Source organism: Pseudomonas paraeruginosa PA7 (assembly GCF_000017205.1).
In the GTDB taxonomy this organism is placed as follows: Bacteria; Pseudomonadota; Gammaproteobacteria; order Pseudomonadales; family Pseudomonadaceae; genus Pseudomonas; species Pseudomonas paraeruginosa.
The window spans coordinates 1312241-1329316 of record NC_009656.1 but is presented as its reverse complement, the minus strand read 5'-3'; the positions used below and the strand labels follow the sequence as shown (position 1 = coordinate 1329316).

The 17076-nt window shown below is 65.4% G+C and carries 19 protein-coding genes; all 19 read right to left on the bottom strand.

Annotated features, from left to right (window positions below; all coding sequences use genetic code 11):
• Nucleotides 1-293: 293 nt before the first annotated feature.
• Complete coding sequence (gene der, locus PSPA7_RS06280; RefSeq protein WP_003092786.1) at nucleotides 294-1775, bottom strand: ribosome biogenesis GTPase Der; 1482 nt, start codon at nucleotides 1773-1775, stop codon at nucleotides 294-296.
• 77 nt (nucleotides 1776-1852) lie between these two features.
• Nucleotides 1853-2995: an outer membrane protein assembly factor BamB gene (bamB, locus tag PSPA7_RS06275; RefSeq protein ID WP_012074563.1), complete on the bottom strand. Its 1143-nt coding sequence runs from the start codon at nucleotides 2993-2995 to the stop codon at nucleotides 1853-1855.
• Between the two features lies 1 nt (nucleotide 2996).
• Complete coding sequence (locus PSPA7_RS06270) at nucleotides 2997-3641, bottom strand: YfgM family protein (RefSeq protein ID WP_003157149.1); 645 nt, start codon at nucleotides 3639-3641, stop codon at nucleotides 2997-2999.
• A 26-nt stretch (nucleotides 3642-3667) separates the two neighbouring features.
• Nucleotides 3668-4957 carry a histidine--tRNA ligase gene (gene hisS / locus PSPA7_RS06265; protein WP_003157148.1) on the bottom strand — a complete coding sequence of 430 codons (1290 nt, stop codon included), beginning with the start codon at nucleotides 4955-4957 and terminating at the stop codon, nucleotides 3668-3670.
• Between the two features lie 20 nt (nucleotides 4958-4977).
• On the bottom strand, nucleotides 4978-6093 hold the full coding sequence (gene ispG, locus PSPA7_RS06260) for a flavodoxin-dependent (E)-4-hydroxy-3-methylbut-2-enyl-diphosphate synthase (protein WP_012074562.1): 1116 nt from the start codon (nucleotides 6091-6093) through the stop codon (nucleotides 4978-4980).
• Nucleotides 6090-7136 (bottom strand): RodZ domain-containing protein, encoded by a 1047-nt coding sequence (locus tag PSPA7_RS06255; RefSeq protein WP_012074561.1) that lies wholly within the window; start codon nucleotides 7134-7136, stop codon nucleotides 6090-6092. The genes ispG and PSPA7_RS06255 overlap by 4 nt, the downstream gene beginning before the upstream one ends.
• On the bottom strand, nucleotides 7133-7891 hold the full coding sequence (pilW, locus tag PSPA7_RS06250; protein ID WP_012074560.1) for a type IV pilus biogenesis/stability protein PilW: 759 nt from the start codon (nucleotides 7889-7891) through the stop codon (nucleotides 7133-7135). Before pilW ends, PSPA7_RS06255 begins: the two co-directional genes overlap by 4 nt.
• A gap of 17 nt (nucleotides 7892-7908) precedes the next feature.
• Entirely contained in the window at nucleotides 7909-9045 is a 1137-nt protein-coding gene (gene rlmN, locus PSPA7_RS06245; protein ID WP_012074559.1) for a dual-specificity RNA methyltransferase RlmN, read from the bottom strand.
• A 24-nt stretch (nucleotides 9046-9069) separates the two neighbouring features.
• Nucleotides 9070-9501 (bottom strand): nucleoside-diphosphate kinase, encoded by a 432-nt coding sequence (gene ndk / locus PSPA7_RS06240; protein ID WP_003092811.1) that lies wholly within the window; start codon nucleotides 9499-9501, stop codon nucleotides 9070-9072.
• 243 nt (nucleotides 9502-9744) lie between these two features.
• Nucleotides 9745-9945 carry a Fe-S cluster assembly protein IscX gene (gene iscX, locus PSPA7_RS06235; RefSeq protein ID WP_003150712.1) on the bottom strand — a complete coding sequence of 67 codons (201 nt, stop codon included), beginning with the start codon at nucleotides 9943-9945 and terminating at the stop codon, nucleotides 9745-9747.
• Between the two features lie 25 nt (nucleotides 9946-9970).
• Complete coding sequence (gene fdx / locus PSPA7_RS06230) at nucleotides 9971-10309, bottom strand: ISC system 2Fe-2S type ferredoxin (RefSeq protein ID WP_003150713.1); 339 nt, start codon at nucleotides 10307-10309, stop codon at nucleotides 9971-9973.
• 5 nt (nucleotides 10310-10314) lie between these two features.
• A complete protein-coding gene (hscA, locus tag PSPA7_RS06225) occupies nucleotides 10315-12174 on the bottom strand; it encodes a Fe-S protein assembly chaperone HscA (protein WP_012074556.1) in 1860 nt (619 codons plus the stop codon).
• 40 nt (nucleotides 12175-12214) lie between these two features.
• Complete coding sequence (hscB, locus tag PSPA7_RS06220; RefSeq protein WP_003150716.1) at nucleotides 12215-12736, bottom strand: co-chaperone HscB; 522 nt, start codon at nucleotides 12734-12736, stop codon at nucleotides 12215-12217.
• A gap of 7 nt (nucleotides 12737-12743) precedes the next feature.
• On the bottom strand, nucleotides 12744-13067 hold the full coding sequence (gene iscA, locus PSPA7_RS06215; protein WP_003100617.1) for an iron-sulfur cluster assembly protein IscA: 324 nt from the start codon (nucleotides 13065-13067) through the stop codon (nucleotides 12744-12746).
• A gap of 27 nt (nucleotides 13068-13094) precedes the next feature.
• Nucleotides 13095-13481 (bottom strand): Fe-S cluster assembly scaffold IscU, encoded by a 387-nt coding sequence (iscU, locus tag PSPA7_RS06210; RefSeq protein ID WP_003092829.1) that lies wholly within the window; start codon nucleotides 13479-13481, stop codon nucleotides 13095-13097.
• Between the two features lie 35 nt (nucleotides 13482-13516).
• A complete protein-coding gene (locus tag PSPA7_RS06205; protein ID WP_012074555.1) occupies nucleotides 13517-14731 on the bottom strand; it encodes an IscS subfamily cysteine desulfurase in 1215 nt (404 codons plus the stop codon).
• Between the two features lie 29 nt (nucleotides 14732-14760).
• Complete coding sequence (gene iscR, locus PSPA7_RS06200) at nucleotides 14761-15252, bottom strand: Fe-S cluster assembly transcriptional regulator IscR (protein ID WP_003092836.1); 492 nt, start codon at nucleotides 15250-15252, stop codon at nucleotides 14761-14763.
• 142 nt (nucleotides 15253-15394) lie between these two features.
• Entirely contained in the window at nucleotides 15395-16171 is a 777-nt protein-coding gene (cysE, locus tag PSPA7_RS06195) for a serine O-acetyltransferase (RefSeq protein WP_012074554.1), read from the bottom strand.
• On the bottom strand, nucleotides 16171-16944 hold the full coding sequence (gene trmJ, locus PSPA7_RS06190) for a tRNA (cytosine(32)/uridine(32)-2'-O)-methyltransferase TrmJ (RefSeq protein ID WP_003150720.1): 774 nt from the start codon (nucleotides 16942-16944) through the stop codon (nucleotides 16171-16173). Before trmJ ends, cysE begins: the two co-directional genes overlap by 1 nt.
• Nucleotides 16945-17076 lie beyond the last annotated feature (132 nt).

Sequence of the window (17076 nt, the reverse complement as noted above, 5' to 3'; positions counted from 1 at the left end):
GGACTCGCCGGACGATAGCCCGGCCAGACGGGTGGCAGGGCAGGATAGCCGATCCGGGAGCGACGCTGCAGGGGCACGGCTTGGAAAAAAGCGCGCCCGCCGCAGGTCACGGGGAATATGCGCCGGGCCATGGCGCAGGACGAACAGCCGCCTCGCGATAATCCGCCGTCACGCCAGGGTACCGGCGGGGAACACCGGCAGCGCTATCCGCCCTACGGAGCGCTGCCAGCGCCAATGGAAAAAGCCCGACGGGATATCCATCGGGCTCTTCTTCAGCGAACGGCGCATCGCGCTCAGCGGCGCTTGTCCTTCTTCTTCTTCTCGGCCTTCTTGTGGTGCGACATCAGCCGGCGCTTCTTGTTGACCTGGCGCGCGGTCAGCGAGTTCTTCTTGCCCTCGTAGGGGTTCTCGCCGCCCTTGTATTCGATACGGATCGGCGTACCGACCAACTTCAATACCCGCCGGTAGGTCTTCTCCAGGTAGCGCGTATAGGCCTTGGGCACCGCATCCACCTGGTTGCCATGGATCACGATCAGCGGCGGGTTGGCGCCGCCCAGGTGGGCGTAGCGCAGCTTGATCCGACGACCGTTGACCATCGGCGGCTGGTGTACCTGCACGGCGTCCTCGAGGATGCTGGTCAGGCGGCTGGTCGGCCAGCGGGTCACCGCCGAGCGGAAGGACTCCTGCACCGACTTGTAGAGGTGGCCGACGCCGGTACCGTGCAGCGCCGAGATGAAGTGGATGTCGGCGAAGTCGACGAACAGCAGGCGTCGCTCCAGCTCGGTCTTCACGTAGTCGCGCTCGGCCGCCTCCATGCCGTCCCACTTGTTCAGGGCGATCACCAGGGCGCGGCCGGTCTCGAGGACGAAGCCGAGCAGGTTGAGGTCGTGCTCGACCACCCCTTCGCGGGCGTCCATGACGAAGATCACCACGTTGGCATCCTGGATCGCCTGGAGGGTCTTCACCACCGAGAATTTTTCCACCGCCTCGAAGATCTTGCCGCGGCGACGCACGCCGGCGGTATCGATCAGGGTGTACTTCTCCTCGTTGCGCTCGAACGGGATGTAGATGCTGTCGCGGGTGGTGCCGGCCTGGTCGTAGACGATCACCCGCTCCTCGCCGAGCATGCGGTTGACCAGGGTCGACTTGCCCACGTTGGGCCGGCCGATGATGGCGATCTTGATCCCGTCCTTCTCGCTGGGACCGGGAATCCGGGTCGGTTCCTCGCCTTCGGCGACCTCTTCGCTCGCCGGCTCGCCCTCGCCTTCTTCCTCCGCGTTGTCCTTGGGGAAGATCCCCAGGGCTTCCTGCAGCATATGGTTGATGCCGCGACCGTGGGCGGCGGCGATCGGCAGCGCATCGCCCAGGCCCAGCGGGCTGAACTCGGCGCGAGCGAGATCGGGATCGATGGTGTCGACCTTGTTGGCGATCAGGAAACTGCGCTTGTTCCGCTTGCGCAGGTGCTCGGCGATCATCTGGTCGGCGGCGGTCATGCCGGCGCGCGAATCGACCAGGAACAGGACGGCATCCGCCTCCTCGATGGCCTGCAACGATTGCTCGGCCATTTTCGCATCGATGCCTTCCTCATCGCCGGAGATACCCCCGGTATCGATGACAATGTAGGTGCGGCCCTGCCAGCGCGCCTCGCCGTACTGGCGGTCGCGGGTCAGGCCGGCGTACTCCGCCACGATGGCGTCGCGCGACTTGGTCAGGCGGTTGAACAGAGTGGACTTGCCGACGTTCGGACGACCCACCAGGGCAATAACGGGAACCATGCGGCTCTCCACGAGAATTCAGAAAACACAAAGGCCGCTGACGTCGGACGGCAGCGGCCGGACACTTGAAACCCAGTCTAGCGGATGGTGTAGGCGACGAGCTTGCCACCGTTGCCGAACACGTACATCCAGCTACCGACCACCAGCGGGCGAACCCGCACGCCGTCGCTGTCGACCCGCTCGCGACCGACGAAGCGACCGTCCACCTGGCTCAGCAGATGCACGTAGCCTTCCAGATCGCCGACCACCACGTTGCTGGAGAATACCGCCGGAGCCGACAGTTGCCGACGCGCCAGGGCGTCGTTGTTCCACAGCGAGGAGGCGCCGCGCGCATCCAGGCCTTCCACCGAACCGCTGGCCTGGCTCACGTAGATGTTGCCGAAGCCCTCGGCGACGCCGACGTAGCTGGACGCCTCGCGTTGCCAGAGCAGGCGGCCGCTGTTCACGTCCAGCGCCGCGGCGCGGCCCTGGTAGCTGACCACGTAGAGGGTGTCGCCGGACAGCAGGAGGCCGCCGTCGATGTCCACCACGCGATCCAGTTCGGAACGGCCCTGGGGGATCGCCACGCGCTGCTCCCAGATCGGCAAGCCACGCTGTACGTCGACCGCCACCACCTTGCCGCTGGCCAGGCCAGCCAGGGCCATGTTGCCGGCAATCAGCGGCGCGCCGGTGCCGCGCAGGGTCAGCACCGGCACGCTGCTTTCGTAGATCCAGCGCTGGTCGCCGCTGGCGGCGTCGAGGCCGATCAGCTTGTCGTCCTGGGTCTGCACCACCACCACGTCGCCGTTGGTGGCCGGCGCGGACAGCACTTCGCTGTTGACCCGCTTGGTCCACTTCTTCTTGCCGGTGGCCTCGTCGAGGGCGATCACGTCGCCGCGCAGGGTACCCACCAGCACCAGGCCGTAGCCGACGCCGACACCGCCGGAAACCGGACGCTCGAGGTCCTTCTTCCAGAGCACATCGCCGGTCTCGCGCTGGATCGCCATCACCCGCCCTTCGGCGGAAGCGGCGTAGATGGTGGAACCGTCCACCGCCGGCTCGAGCAGGTTGTAGAGGTCACCCTGGCCGTCACCGACCGAGCGGCTCCACTGCTTGCTCAGAACGACTTCCTCTTTGAAGTCGGTCAGCTCGGCGGGCGGGAGTTCCTTCTTGCTGTTGCTGCTGCAACCCACGACCGCAAGGGCCAGGGCGAGCAGCGCCGCGTGTTTCCATTGCACCATCTCAGGCCTCTCCCTTGGACAGGTCGTCGAGCTTGATCTGCAGGGCGTCGCCGGCACCGTCTTCGGGCAGCGACTGCTTGGCTTTCTCGTAGGCCGCGCGCGCCTCGTCGGTGCGCTTGAGCTGCACCAGCAGGTCGCCCTTGAGCTCCTCACGGGTGGAGACGTAGGCCTTGTCGGCATCGCCTTCGAGCAGCTTCAGGCCTTCCTCGACCTTGCCCTGGGCCGCCAGAACCCGGGCCAGGCGCTGCCGCGCCAGTTCGCCGAGGGTGGCGTCGGCCGGCTTGTCCATGACCGCCTTCAGCTCGGCAACGGCGTCATCCAGCTTGCCGCTGTCGACCGCGACCTTGGCCACGAACAGGCTGCCGTACTGGGCGTAGTGGGTACCGCCGAACTCGCTCTTCAGCTTGCCGGCCAGTTCCGCCACTTTCGCGGTGTCCGGCTGGCCAGCCGGGTTCAGCGCGGTTTCGATCAGTTGCTGGTAGACGATCGAGGCGCCCTGCGCCTGGTTGGTCTGGTACTTCTGCCAGGCCTGCCAGCCGAATACCACTGCCAGCGCGAGGATGCCGCCGGTGACCAGCGGCTTGCCGTTGCGCTGCCACCAGTCCTTGATCTGCGCCAGGTCTTCGTCTTCGGTACGCGATGTCACCCCAATCACTCCTATTCTTTATGTTCTCAAGCCTGTGCCAGACAGGCTGCCAGGTGCTCGGGCAGAGCGTCCCAGGCAATGCTTTGTTGCTCGCCCTCGTCACGCAGGGGCTTGAAACCTACCACGCGATTGGCCACCTCGTCCTCCCCGAGGATCAGGGCGTAGCGCGCGCCGCTCTTGTCGGCCTTCTTGAACTGGCTCTTGAAGCTGCCGGCGCCGGCGTTGACCAGCAGGCGTATGCCGGGAATCGAGCTGCGCAGCTGTTCGGCCAGGGCCAGGGCGGCCAGTTCCGCCGGTTCGCCGAAGGCACAGACGTACAGGTCGGCCGGACGGTTCAGTTCCGCCGGGATCACGTCGAGGGTCTCCAGCAGCAGCACCAGGCGCTCCACACCCATGGCGAAACCGACGCCCGGGGTCGGCTTGCCGCCGAATTGGCTGACCAGCCCGTCGTAGCGGCCGCCGCCACAAACGGTGCCCTGGGCACCGAGCTTGTCGGTGACCCACTCGAACGCCGTGCGGCAGTAGTAGTCGAGGCCGCGCACCAGCTTCTGGTTGATCTCGTAGCGCAGGCCGACCGCATCCAGGCGGGCCTTGAGACCCTCGAAGTGGGCGATCGACTCTTCGTCGAGGTAGTCGTGCAGGGTCGGCGCACCGACCAGCAGAGCCTGGGTGCTCTCCACCTTGCTGTCGAGGATCCGCAGCGGGTTGGTGGTCATGCGCCGCTGGCTGTCCTCGTCGAGCTGCTCGAAGCGCTCCTGCAGGTAGGCCACCAGGGCCTCGCGATAACGTGCGCGTGCCTCGCTGGAACCCAGGGTGTTGAGTTGCAGGGTCACCGCGTCGGCCATGCCGAGCTTCTGCCACAGGCGCCAGGTGAGGATGATCAGTTCGGCGTCGATGTCCGGGCCGGGCAGGTTGAAGACTTCCACGCCAATCTGGTGGAACTGCCGGTAGCGGCCTTTCTGCGGCTTCTCGTAGCGGAACATGGGCCCGGTGTACCACAGCTTCTGTACCTGGCCACCGCCACTCAGGCCGTGTTCGAGCACGGCGCGCACGCAACCGGCGGTGCCTTCGGGGCGCATGGTCAGGGATTCGCCGTTGCGGTCGAGGAAGGTATACATCTCCTTGTCGACCACGTCGGTGCCTTCGCCGATACCGCGGGCGAAGAGCTCGGTGAATTCGAGGATGGGCAGGCGGATCTCGCTGTAGCCGTAACCGTCCAGCAGGCCGGCGAAGGTGCGTTCCAGATAGCGCCAGGCCGGAGTCTGCTCCGGCAGGATGTCGTTCATGCCACGGATGGCTTGCAGGGACTTGCTCACGTAGGGTCCTTAAACGCTGGTCAGCCGCGGGCGATCAGGCTCGCATCGGCCTCGGCCTTCTCGGCCGCCTTCTGGCGGATCAGCCGTTCCAGCTCGTCCACCAGGTTGTCGTTGGTCAGTTTCTGCGACGGCTTGCCGTCGATGTACACCAGGTTCGGGGTGCCGCCGGTGAGGCCGACGTGGGCCTCCTTGGCCTCGCCCGGACCATTGACGACGCAACCGATCACGGCCACGTCCATCGGTACCAGCAGGTCTTCCAGGCGCCCCTCCAGCTCGTTCATGGTCTTCACCACGTCGAAGTTCTGTCGTGAGCAGCTCGGGCAGGCGATGAAATTGATGCCACGGGAGCGCAGGTGAAGGGACTTGAGGATGTCGAAACCGACCTTGATCTCCTCCACCGGGTCGGCCGCCAGGGAAATCCGGATGGTGTCGCCGATCCCTTCGGCCAACAGCATGCCCAGGCCCACCGCGGACTTCACGGTGCCGGAACGCAGGCCGCCGGCCTCGGTGATACCCAGGTGCAGGGGTTGCTCGATCTGCCTGGCCAGCAGGCGATAGGCGGCGACGGCCATGAACACGTCGGAGGCCTTGACGCTGACCTTGAAGTTCTGGAAATCCAGCTTGTCGAGATGATCGACATGGCGCATGGCCGATTCGAGCAGGGCTTCCGGCGTGGGTTCGCCGTATTTCTTCTGCAGGTCCTTTTCCAGCGACCCGGCGTTGACGCCGATACGGATCGGGATGTTGCGTTCGCGCGCGGCGTCGACCACCGCCTTGACCCGGTCCTCGCGACCGATATTGCCCGGGTTGATGCGCAGGCAGTCCACGCCCAGCTCCGCAACGCGCAGGGCGATGCGGTAGTCGAAGTGGATGTCCGCCACCAGCGGCACGTTGACCTGCTGCTTGATCTTGCCGAACGCCTCGGCAGCGTCCATGTCCGGCACCGAGACCCGCACGATGTCCGCGCCGGCATCTTCCAGGCGACGGATCTGCGCCACGGTGGCGGCGACGTCGCAGGTCTCGGTGTTGGTCATGCTCTGCACGGCGATCGGCGCGTCGCCGCCCACCGGGACATTGCCGACCCAGATTTTCCGGGACTTGCGACGAGTGATCGGAGAAGCGCTATGAATGCTCATTGTCCTACCTTCAGACGGGCCGTCTCGCCGCGGACGAAGGGCGTCACGTCCACCGGCTGACCGTTGTAGCTGACCTGCGCGCCACGGGCGAAGCCGAGACGCAGCTCCAGCGGAGCCTTGCCAGCCAGCTCCAGGCTGTCGCCCTTGCGCTTCAGCGCGCTGACCAGGACCTTGCCATTGGCGTCGGTGACCTGGGTCCAGCAGTCGGCGACGAACTGTACCTTGACCACGCCCTGGCCTTCACCGGCCACCAACGGAGCCACGGCGGGCTCGCCCGGCGCGGCGGGCGCCGCCGGGCTGGCCGTGAGCGGGGCGCCGGGTGCTGCACCGGGAGCGCTGGCGGCTGGAGCGGCAGGCGCGGTGGCAGGTTGCTGCGGCGCGGCGACGGAACCCTGCTGGGCCGGGGCGGCGGGAACCTGGCCACCCTCGGTCGCGGCCGGCGGCGTACCTTCGGCCTGCGCGGCGATTTCCGGGGAGACCTCGACGGGCGGCTGCCCGCCCTCCTTCTGCGCCTCGGCCACCGCCTGGTCTTCAGGCTCGTCCAGGGTATGGATCTCGGTGGTGCCGTCGGCACTCTCCACCTCGACATGCTCGAGGCTGAGGCCGGCGGTTTCCGGGTTGCGCGCGGAGTGCTCCTGCCACCAGAAGTAACCGAAGCCGATCAGCAGCGCGAGCAGCAGCAGGCTGACGATGCGCAGCACGTTGCGCGACAGGCGCACCGGTTCGGCGACCCGGCCCAGGCTCTGTACGGTGCTGCCGCTGGCGTTGGTGCCGGTGAAATGATCGAAGCTGTTGACCAGTTCGGCCTGGTCGAGGCCCATGAGCTTGGCGTAGGCACGGATGTAGCCTCGCGAGAAGGTGTGTCCCGGCAACTTGTCGAACGCCCCGTTCTCCAACTGGCGCAACGAATTCTCGGTCAGGTTCAGCTGCCCGGCCACCTGCGACAGCGACAGGCCCTTCTGCTCGCGCGCCTGGCGCAAGGTTTCCCCGGGATTCTGACGGGAAGCGGTGGCTACGACTTCGGGCTGCGGCGCTTTCATCATTTTTCCGCCTGGAATTCCTTGTATTCGGGAGAGCCTGGGTACAGGCGTTTCAATTGCAGGCCGTAACTGGCTGCCGTGTCGCGATCCTCGAAGACCTTCGCGAGACGGATACCCAGCAGCAGGCTACGGGCATTCTGCCCGCCGCCCTGGGCAAAGAGATCATAGTACTGGCGAGCCGGCACGTACTCGCGCTCCCTGTAGAGCAGGTCGGCCATTTCCAGCGCGACGCGGGGCTGGTTGCGGTTCAGGCGCAGGGACTTCTCGAAGTACTCCTTGGCCTGTGCCGGCCTCTTCAGTTGCAGGGAAACCAGGCCGAGGTTCTCGAACACACGCGAGCGTTCGGGATACAGGTTGTCCTGGCTGGCCTCGACGAAGCGCCGGTAGGCCTCCTCGTAGCGTTTCTGCTCGTAGAGGAAACCACCGTAGTTGTTCAGGATGCGGGCGTTGCGGCTGTCGCCGGCGAGCGCCTTGCGGTATTCCTCGTCGGCCAGCCGGGGTTCCATCTCGGTCTGGAACACCACCGCCAGCGCGGCGTGCGCATCGACGCTGGAGGGGTCGATCTCCAGGGCCTTGCGCAGCGGCACCTTGGCCTGCTCGGTACTGCCGCGCTGCAGATAGCCCAGGCCGAGCTGGATGTAGGCGTCGCGCGCCTCGTCACGGCCCTTGTCGGTCTTCAGGGGATTCTGATCTCCGCTCGTCACGCAGCCCGTCAGCCCGATTGCCAACAGGAACACCAGCGCGGCGCGTACAGTCATCGGAACCCTCCTCTCAATCAATTTCGATTCGCCGCCGACTCGGACTCGGCCAACTGGCGGACGGCAATGTAACGCTCGCTCCGGCGGGTGCGGTCCATGACCTGGCCGACCAACTGGCCGCAGGCCGCGTCGATGTCGTCGCCACGGGTGGTACGGACGGTCACGTTGAAGCCGCCCTTGTGCAGCAGGTCCTGGAAACGCCGGATGGCATTGTTGCTCGGACGCTCGTAGCCGGAGTGCGGGAATGGATTAAACGGAATCAGGTTGATCTTGCAAGGCGTGTCTTTCAGCAATGCGATCATCTGCTCAGCATGCTCGGGCTGATCGTTCACATCCTTGAGCAGGGTGTACTCGACGGTCAGCACGCGCTTCTCGCCGAGACGGGAAATATAGCGGCGGCAAGCGTCCAGCAGCATCGTCAGCGGATACTTCTTGTTGATCGGCACCAGCCTGTTGCGCAGCTCGTCGTTCGGCGCGTGCAGCGACAGCGCAAGGGAAACGTCGATCACCTCGCCGAGCTTGTCGATCATCGGCACCACGCCGGAGGTGGACAGGGTCACCTTGCGCTTGGAAATGCCATAGCCGAGGTCGTCCATCATGATGTTCATGGCGGCGACCACGTTGTCGAAGTTCAGCAGCGGCTCGCCCATGCCCATCATCACCACGTTGGTGATGGCACGATCGATCTTGGCCGGGACGGTGCCGAACGACTTGTTGGCGATCCACACCTGGCCGATCACCTCGGCGGCGCTCAGGTCGCTGTTGAAGCCCTGCTTGCCGGTGGAGCAGAAACTGCAGTCCAGGGCGCAGCCCGCCTGGGAGGAAACGCACAGCGTGCCGCGTCCGCCCTGGGGAATGTACACGGTCTCGACACAGCTGCCGGACGCTACCCGGACCACCCACTTGCGGGTGCCGTCGGCGGAGATGTCCTGGCTGACGATCTCGGGACCGCGGATCTCGGCGAAGGCCTTGAGCTTTTCGCGCAAGGCCTTGCCGACGTTGGTCATGGCGTCGAAGTCATCGACGCCAAAGTGGTGAATCCACTTCATGACCTGACCGGCACGGAAGCGCTTCTCGCCGATGGACTCGAAGAACTGTTCCAGTTGCGGCTGGGTCAGGCCCAGCAGGTTCACTTTGCCGGTGGCGGTCGTCATGGCTTCACCCTCACCTGCGGTCGATCAGCGAATGCGCTCGCAGACTTCGGTAGCCGCGAAGAAGTAGGCGATTTCGCGAGCGGCGGAAGCCTCGGAGTCGGAACCGTGGACCGCGTTCTCGTCGATGGAAACGGCGAAGTCGGCGCGGATGGTGCCGGCGTCGGCCTTCTTCGGATCGGTGGCGCCCATCAGCTCGCGGTTCTTGGCGATGGCGTCCTCACCTTCCAGGACCTGGACTACAACCGGACCGGAAGTCATGAAGGAAACCAGGTCCTTGAAGAACGGACGCTCTTTGTGCTCGGCGTAGAAACCACCGGCTTCGCGCTCGGACAGCTGAACCATCTTCGCCGCGACGACGCGCAGGCCGGCTTTTTCGAAGCGGGTCAGGATTTCGCCGATCACGTTCTTGGAGACGGCGTCCGGCTTGATGATGGACAGGGTGCGTTGCAGTGCCATTGGAAAAACTCCGAAACAAGGTTGTCTAGCTTGGGCGGCCCCGCCAGCGGGGCGGGACGCCGTGATTCGTTCAGGACGCTGACGAAAACGGCCCGAAAGGGCCGGAGTCAGCGTGGCTGTGCCTGGCCCCAGGCCAGACATGCCAGGCCTGGAACGCGCTCGCGGGCGATTTCAGGCCTTACCTAAAATAAAACCCGCGAATTATACGCGGGTTCCCGGCAAATGCGTAGGGCAGGCCTATGGCTAGTCCCGCTCCTCGATCCAGGCGGCCTGGATCGCCTCCAGGACCTTCTCCCCGCTACGCTGTGGATCGTCGGAAAACTCCGGCAGTTCCACTACCCAGCGCCGCAGATCGACGAAGTTCACGTAGCGCGGGTCGACATCCGGCTTGCTTTCGTCGAGCTGGATGGCGATCTCCAGCACATCGGTCCATTTCAGGCTCATCGCGCGCTCCTTCCTTCCATCAGGCTCAGTGGCCTTCGGACACCTGGTTGATGGTGTACCTGGGGATCTCGACCACCAGGTCCTTCTCCGCCACGACCGCCTGGCAGGACAGGCGCGAGTCGGGCTCCAGGCCCCAGGCCTTGTCGAGCATGTCGTCCTCGAGTTCGTCGGAGGGCTCCATGGAATTGAAGCCCTCGCGGACGATCACGTGGCAGGTGGTGCAGGCGCAGGACTTCTCGCAGGCATGCTCGATCTCGATGCCATTGCGCAGCGCGGCATCCAGGATGGTTTCGCCGGGCTGGGCCTCGAATACCGCACCTTCGGGGCAGTGCTCGGCGTGGGGCAGAATCACGATCTGCGGCATCTCGCTCATTCCTCGATTTCGTTGAGCCGGCGTCCGGAGAGAGCGGCCTTCACGGTCGCATCCATCCGCCGCGCGGCGAAAGCATCGGTTACCTGGGACAGGCGCTTGATCTGGTTCTCGATGGCCGCTGTATCGCTACCGCCGGCCAGTTCACGCAAGCTGTCCATCTGCGCCGCGATGGCCAGGTGCTCCTCTTCGTCCAGGAGGCGCTCGCCGTCGGCGTCCAGCGCCGACTGCACGGCCTCCAGCAGCCGTTGCGCCTCGACCTGCTGCTCGCGCAACGCGCGCGCCGCCTTGTCGTCGCCGGCATAGTCGAAGGAGTCCTTGAGCATCCGTGCGATCTCGCCATCGGTCAGTCCATAGGAGGGCTTGACCTGGATGCTGGCCTCGACGCCGGAGCTGAGTTCGCGCGCGGAAACGCCGAGCAGGCCATCGGCGTCGACCTGGAAGGTCACGCGGATCTTCGCCGCGCCCGCCACCATCGGCGGGATGCCACGCAGTTCGAAGCGCGCCAGCGAACGACAATCCTTCACCAGCTCGCGCTCGCCCTGCAGCACATGGATCATCATGGCCGTCTGGCCATCCTTGTAGGTAGTGAACTCCTGGGCGCGCGCCACCGGGATCGTGGTGTTGCGCGGGATCACCTTCTCCATCAGCCCACCCATGGTCTCCAGGCCGAGCGACAGCGGGATCACGTCCAGCAACAGCAACTCCTCGCCACGCTTGTTGCCGGCCAGGGCGTCGGCCTGGATGGCCGCGCCGATGGCAACCACCTGGTCCGGGTCGATGTCGGTCAGCGGCTCGCAGCCGAACAACTCGCCGACCGCCGAGCGCACCCGGGGCACGCGGGTCGAGCCGCCGACCATCACCACCGAGCGGATCTCCTCCAGGTCGATGCCCGAGTCGCGCACCGCGCGCCGGCAGGACCTGAGGCTGCGGGCGATGAACGGCTCGATCAGCTCGTCGAGCTTCGCCCGGCTCAGCTCTCCGCGCCAATCGCCGTAGCTGACGCTCACCGAGGTCGCGTCGGTCAGGCGCTCCTTCGCTGCACAGGCGATCTGCAGCAATTCGCGCTGGCGGCCCGGATCGAGGTCGGCGGACAACCCCGCCTGCTCGATCACCCAGCCGGCGACGGCATGGTCGAAGTCGTCGCCGCCCAGGGCGGTGTCGCCACCGGTGGCCAGCACCTCGAAGACGCCCCGGGTCAGGCGCAGGATGGAAATGTCGAAGGTGCCGCCACCCAGGTCGTAGATGGCAACCAGGCCTTCCGCGCCCTTGTCCAGGCCATAGGCCACGGCGGCGGCGGTCGGCTCGTTGAGCAGGCGCAGGACATTCAGCCCCGCCAGCCGCGCGGCGTCCTTGGTCGCCTGGCGCTGGGCGTCGTCGAAATAGGCCGGCACGGTGATCACCGCGCCTACCAGTTCGCCACCGAGAGTGGTCTCGGCGCGCTGACGCAGTTCCCGGAGGATGTCCGCCGAGACTTCCACCGGGCTCTTCAGGCCCTGCACGGTCTCGATGAAAGGCATGTGCGACTCGCCCTGGCGGAAGCGGTAGGGCAACTGCTCGCCCAGCTGCTTGACGTCCTCCAGGCCGCGCCCCATCAGGCGCTTGACTGAAATGATGGTATTCAGCGGGTCCTGCGCGGCGGCCGCGCGGGCACCCTCGCCCACTTCCGCACGGTCGGCGTGGTAGCGCACCGCGGAAGGCAGGATCAGACGCCCGCGGGCATCCGGCAAAGGCTCGGCGACGCCGCTGCGCACCGCGGCGACCAGCGAATTGGTGGTACCCAGGTCGATCCCAACCGCCAGGCGACGCTCATGGGGCTTGGGGCTCTGACCGGGCTCGGCGATCTGCAGTAGGGCCATGCTCTGTCTTAACTATGGGGTGCGGCCACGGCCGCAGGGATTAATCGTCGAGTCGCTCTTCCAGCTGTCGCACTTCCTGCGCCAGCTTGTCGAGGAACTGCATGCGGCGGACCAGGCGCTCGGCCTCTTCGCGGCGCCGCGCATCGTCCCAGCACGCGGCGAACTCACCCTCCAGCTCGGCCTGTGCGGCCTTCAGCTGGCGTTTGAAGGTCGCCACGCCGGCCAGGTCGGCGCTGTCCTGCAGCTCCTCGAGCTCCTCGCGCAGCTGCATCTGCTGCAAGAGGAACTCCGGATCCTGCACCGTCGCTTCCAGCGGCAACTCGCGACCATTCAGGGTCAGCAGGTACAGGGCCCGGCGCGGAGCGCTCTTCAGGGTCTGGTAGGCATCGTTCAGCTGCGCCGCGCGCTCCAGGGCGAGGCGCTGCTCACGCTCGGGAGCGTCGGCGAAACGGTCGGGGTGGACACTGCGCACCAACTCTCGGTAACGCCGGCCGAGCTCATCGAGATCGACCAGGAAAGTCGGTTGCAGGTCGAACTGGGCGAAATGACAGGGTTTACCCACGCCAGCCTCAGACGTTGAAGCTTTCGCCGCAGCCGCATTCGCCACGAACGTTCGGGTTGTTGAACTTGAAGCCTTCGTTGAGCCCTTCGCGAGTGAAGTCCAGCTCGGTGCCGTCGAGATAGACCAGGCTTTTCGGGTCGATGATGACCTTCACGCCATGGCTTTCGAAGACCAGGTCCTCGGCCGCCAGTTCATCGACGAACTCGAGGACGTAGGCCAGCCCGGAACAACCGGTGGTGCGCACGCCAAGACGGATACCCTCGCCCTTGCCGCGCCCCTCCAGGGAGCGCTGCACATGCTTGGCGGCGGCTTCGGTCATGCTGATGGCCATTGCAACTCCTTACTCGTCACGAGCGGCTTAGAGCAAACCCTTCTTCTGCTTGTAGTCGCGGACGGCGGCCTTGATGGCGTCTTCGGCGAGTACCGAGCAGTGGATCTTCACCGGTGGCAGGGCCAGCTCTTCGGCGATGGTGGTGTTCTTGATGGTTTCCGCCTCGTCCAGGGTCTTGCCCTTCATCCACTCGGTGGCGAGGGAACTGGAGGCGATGGCGGAACCGCAGCCGTAGGTCTTGAACTTGGCGTCTTCGATCACGCCCTGCTCGTTGACCTTGATCTGCAGGCGCATCACGTCGCCGCAGGCCGGAGCGCCGACCATGCCGGTGCCGACGTTGGGATCGGCGGCGTCGAGCTTGCCGACGTTGCGCGGGTTTTCGTAGTGGTCGATGACCTTTTCGCTATATGCCATGGCTAATCCTCACGTTTTTCCGGGGCACGAGGCGCTCAGTGCGCCTGCCATTCGACCTGCGACAGGTCGACGCCCTCTTTGTACATATCCCACAGCGGCGACAGTTCGCGCAGCTTGGAAACGGCCTCGACCACCTTCTGCGCGGCATAGTCGATCTCTTCCTCGGTGGTGAAGCGACCGAAGGTGAAGCGGATGGAGCTATGCGCCAGCTCGTCGTTGCGGCCCAGGGCGCGCAGCACGTAGGACGGTTCCAGGGACGCCGAGGTGCAGGCCGAGCCGGAGGAGACCGCGAGGTCCTTGAGCGCCATGATCAGCGACTCGCCCTCGACGTAGTTGAAGCTGACGTTGAGGTTGTGCGGGACGCGGGAGGTCATGCTGCCGTTGATGTAGAGTTCTTCCAGGCCGTCGATCTGGGCGAAGAAGCGGTCGCGGAGCGCCAGCACGTGGGCGCTCTCCTGGGCCATTTCTTCCCGGGCGATGCGGAAGGCTTCGCCCATGCCGACGATCTGGTGGGTGGCCAGGGTCCCGGAACGCATGCCGCGCTCGTGGCCGCCTCCGTGCATCTGCCCCTCGATGCGGACGCGCGGCTTGCGGCGCACGTAGAGCGCGCCGATGCCTTTCGGGCCGTAGGTCTTGTGCGCGGAGAAGGACATCAGGTCGACCTTGAGCTTGTCCAGGTCGATCTCGACCTTGCCGGTCGACTGCGCGGCGTCGACGTGGAACAGCACGCCGCGGGAGCGGGTCAGCTCGCCGATGGCGGCGATGTCGTTGATAGTGCCGATCTCGTTGTTCACATGCATGACCGAGACCAGGATGGTGTCGTCACGCAGCGCCGCCTCGACCATCGCCGGAGTGATCAGGCCGTCTTCGCCCGGCTCCAGGTAGGTCACCTCGAAACCCTCGCGCTCCAGCTGGCGGCAGGTATCCAGGACTGCCTTGTGCTCGATCTTCGAGGTGATGATGTGCTTGCCCTTGCCCGAGTAGAAGTGCGCGACGCCCTTGATCGCCAGGTTGTCGGACTCGGTCGCGCCGGAGGTCCAGACGATCTCGCGGGGGTCGGCGTTGACCAGCTCGGCCACCTGGCGACGGGCGTTTTCCACGGCTTCCTCGGCCTTCCAGCCGAACACGTGGGAACGCGATGCCGGGTTGCCGAAGTTGCCGTCCATCAGCAGGCATTCGCTCATCTTCTGGGCGACGCGGGGATCGACGGGGGTGGTCGCGGAGTAATCGAGGTAGATCGGCAATTTCATCAGGTAACTCCTACAGGCTGGCGCCCTGCTCAGTCGATGGCGGACGCTTCAATCTTGTCGAGACGAGGCGTCTTGCCTGAGCAACGGCGTTCGTCCTGGCGCAGTGCGACTTCCTGGACCTCCTGGCGGCTGACCAGATCGGCCAGGCTGATGCCACTGAGGAACTCATGGATCTGCAAACTGAGGTCGCACCACAGGTGGTGGGTGAGGCAGGTATCACCGGAATGGCAATCGCCCTGCCCCTGGCAGCGGGTGGCGTCGACGGATTCGTTGACCGCGTCGATCACCTGCGCGACATGGATGCCCGACATGTGCCGGGACAGCTGGTAGCCGCCACCGGGGCCGCGCACGCTGGTCACCAGGTTGCCACGGCGCAACTTGGCGAACAGCTGTTCGAGGTAGGACAGGGAAATACCTTGGCGTTCGGAGATATCGGCCAGCGAGACCGGACCTTGCTGAGCATGCAGCGCCAGGTCGAGCATGGCGGTTACGGCGTAGCGGCCTTTGGTGGTCAGACGCATGGGCTATTCCCATCGGGATCATTCGGTTGACACGAATTATGCCCTTACCCGAGTAATTAGGTCAACTATAAGACCGATCAAATTACTCGGGAATAAGCGAATTCAGGGCGCCACATGGTAGCAGAAAGCCGCCGACCGCGCATTACACGGCCGGCTTGTCTTCCTCGTCCTTGACCCCGGCGAAATCCTCTTCGCGCAGGACGGGCAGATCCTTGGCGCTGTAGTCGCTGCCCAGCGCGGTGAGCGCCTGGCACATGCCCTCGAGGCGCCCGTCGACCGCCTGCAGGTGATCGAGCAACTGACCAATGGCACGCGCCACCGGGTCCGGCATGTCCTGGCTGACCCCGTAAGCGTCGAAGCCGAGCTTCTCCGCCATGGCCTGGCGCTTGGCCTGCTGCTCGGAGTCCTCGCGCATGATGATGCGCCCGGGAATGCCGACTACCGTCGCGCCCGGCGGCACTTCCTTGGTCACCACGGCGTTGGAACCGACCTTGGCGCCCTCGCCGACGGTGAACGGACCGAGCACCTTGGCGCCGGCGCCGACCACCACGTTGTTGCCCAGGGTCGGGTGACGCTTGCCCTTGTTCCAGGTGGTGCCGCCCAGGGTGACACCTTGGTAGAGGGTAACGTCGTCGCCGATCTCGGCAGTCTCGCCGATGACGATGCCCATCCCGTGATCGATGAAGAAGCGCCGACCGATCTTCGCCCCCGGGTGGATCTCGATGCCGGTCATCCAGCGACCGAAGTTGGACACCAGGCGCGCCAGCCACTTCCAGCCCGACGCCCACAGGCCGTGGGCCAGCCGGTGCAGCCAGACGGCATGCAGCCCCGGGTAACAGGTGAGAACCTCGAGTGCGTTGCGAGCCGCCGGATCACGGTGGAATACGCTTTGGATATCTTCACGCACACGTTCGAACATCAGTCGTCACTCCGCTTGTAGGTCAGGCCTCGGGCCACCTTCTGGGTTTCGGTCAGGATCCCGCGCAGGATATTCATTTCCAGCTTGCTGATCGCGCTGCGCCCATACAGGCGCCGCAGACGCGACATCAGGTGGCGCGGCTTCTCCGGGTCGAGGAAGCCGATATCGATCAGCGTCTTCTCCAGGTGCGCGTAGTAAAGCTCCAACTCGTCGGCCGTTACCAGTTCGGTGTTGAGCATCGAGGTGGACTCGAACTTTTCCATCTTGGTCGGCTTGCCCTGGGCCGCCAGCCAGGCCATGCGCACCTCGTAGGTGAGCACCTGGACCGCGGCCGCGAGATTCAGCGAACCGAACTCCGGATCGGACGGGATGTGCACATGGAACTGGCAGCGTTGCAATTCCTCGTTGGTCAGGCCCGCGTATTCGCGACCGAACACCAGGGCCGCCTCGCCATTGGCCTCCAGGTGCTCCAGGCAGGTCGCCGCGCACTCGCGCGGGTCGAGCAGCGGCCAGGGAATGCGCCGGTCGCGCGCGCTGGTGCCGAGCACCACGCTGCAGCCGACCAGCGCCTCTTCCAGGCTGTCGACCACCCGCGCGGCATCGAGGATGTCGGTGGCACCGGAGGCCCGCGCCACCGCGTCGCCATGGGGGAAGCTTTCCGGCTGTACCAGCACCAGCTGCGACAGGCCCATGTTCTTCATGGCACGGGCCGCCCCGCCGATGTTGCCGGGATGGCTGGTGTTGACCAACACCACACGAATTCGGTCGAGCAACGCCGATGCTCTCCAACGCCAAGTTGCAAAAGGGTGTGAAATCCTACAGCAGAGGTCAGCTTTATGCCACGAGACCGACAGGCCGCCCTTCAAACGCCATCGGTTTCTGCTAGAATGGCCGGCTTTCTTTAA

Excerpts from the sequence above, each read along its gene's own strand:
- der (WP_003092786.1), bottom strand. The coding sequence starts at position 1,775 with ATGGTTCCCGTTATTGCCCTGGTGGGTCGTCCGAACGTCGGCAAGTCC.
- bamB (WP_012074563.1), bottom strand. The coding sequence starts at position 2,995 with ATGGTGCAATGGAAACACGCGGCGCTGCTCGCCCTGGCCCTTGCGGTC.
- ispG (WP_012074562.1), bottom strand. The coding sequence starts at position 6,093 with ATGAGCATTCATAGCGCTTCTCCGATCACTCGTCGCAAGTCCCGGAAA.
- PSPA7_RS06255 (WP_012074561.1), bottom strand. The coding sequence starts at position 7,136 with ATGATGAAAGCGCCGCAGCCCGAAGTCGTAGCCACCGCTTCCCGTCAG.
- pilW (WP_012074560.1), bottom strand. The coding sequence starts at position 7,891 with ATGACTGTACGCGCCGCGCTGGTGTTCCTGTTGGCAATCGGGCTGACG.
- rlmN (WP_012074559.1), bottom strand. The coding sequence starts at position 9,045 with ATGACGACCGCCACCGGCAAAGTGAACCTGCTGGGCCTGACCCAGCCG.
- ndk (WP_003092811.1), bottom strand. The coding sequence starts at position 9,501 with ATGGCACTGCAACGCACCCTGTCCATCATCAAGCCGGACGCCGTCTCC.
- iscX (WP_003150712.1), bottom strand. The coding sequence starts at position 9,945 with ATGAGCCTGAAATGGACCGATGTGCTGGAGATCGCCATCCAGCTCGAC.
- fdx (WP_003150713.1), bottom strand. The coding sequence starts at position 10,309 with ATGCCGCAGATCGTGATTCTGCCCCACGCCGAGCACTGCCCCGAAGGT.
- hscA (WP_012074556.1), bottom strand. The coding sequence starts at position 12,174 with ATGGCCCTACTGCAGATCGCCGAGCCCGGTCAGAGCCCCAAGCCCCAT.
- iscA (WP_003100617.1), bottom strand. The coding sequence starts at position 13,067 with ATGGCCATCAGCATGACCGAAGCCGCCGCCAAGCATGTGCAGCGCTCC.
- iscU (WP_003092829.1), bottom strand. The coding sequence starts at position 13,481 with ATGGCATATAGCGAAAAGGTCATCGACCACTACGAAAACCCGCGCAAC.
- PSPA7_RS06205 (WP_012074555.1), bottom strand. The coding sequence starts at position 14,731 with ATGAAATTGCCGATCTACCTCGATTACTCCGCGACCACCCCCGTCGAT.
- iscR (WP_003092836.1), bottom strand. The coding sequence starts at position 15,252 with ATGCGTCTGACCACCAAAGGCCGCTACGCCGTAACCGCCATGCTCGAC.
- cysE (WP_012074554.1), bottom strand. The coding sequence starts at position 16,171 with ATGTTCGAACGTGTGCGTGAAGATATCCAAAGCGTATTCCACCGTGAT.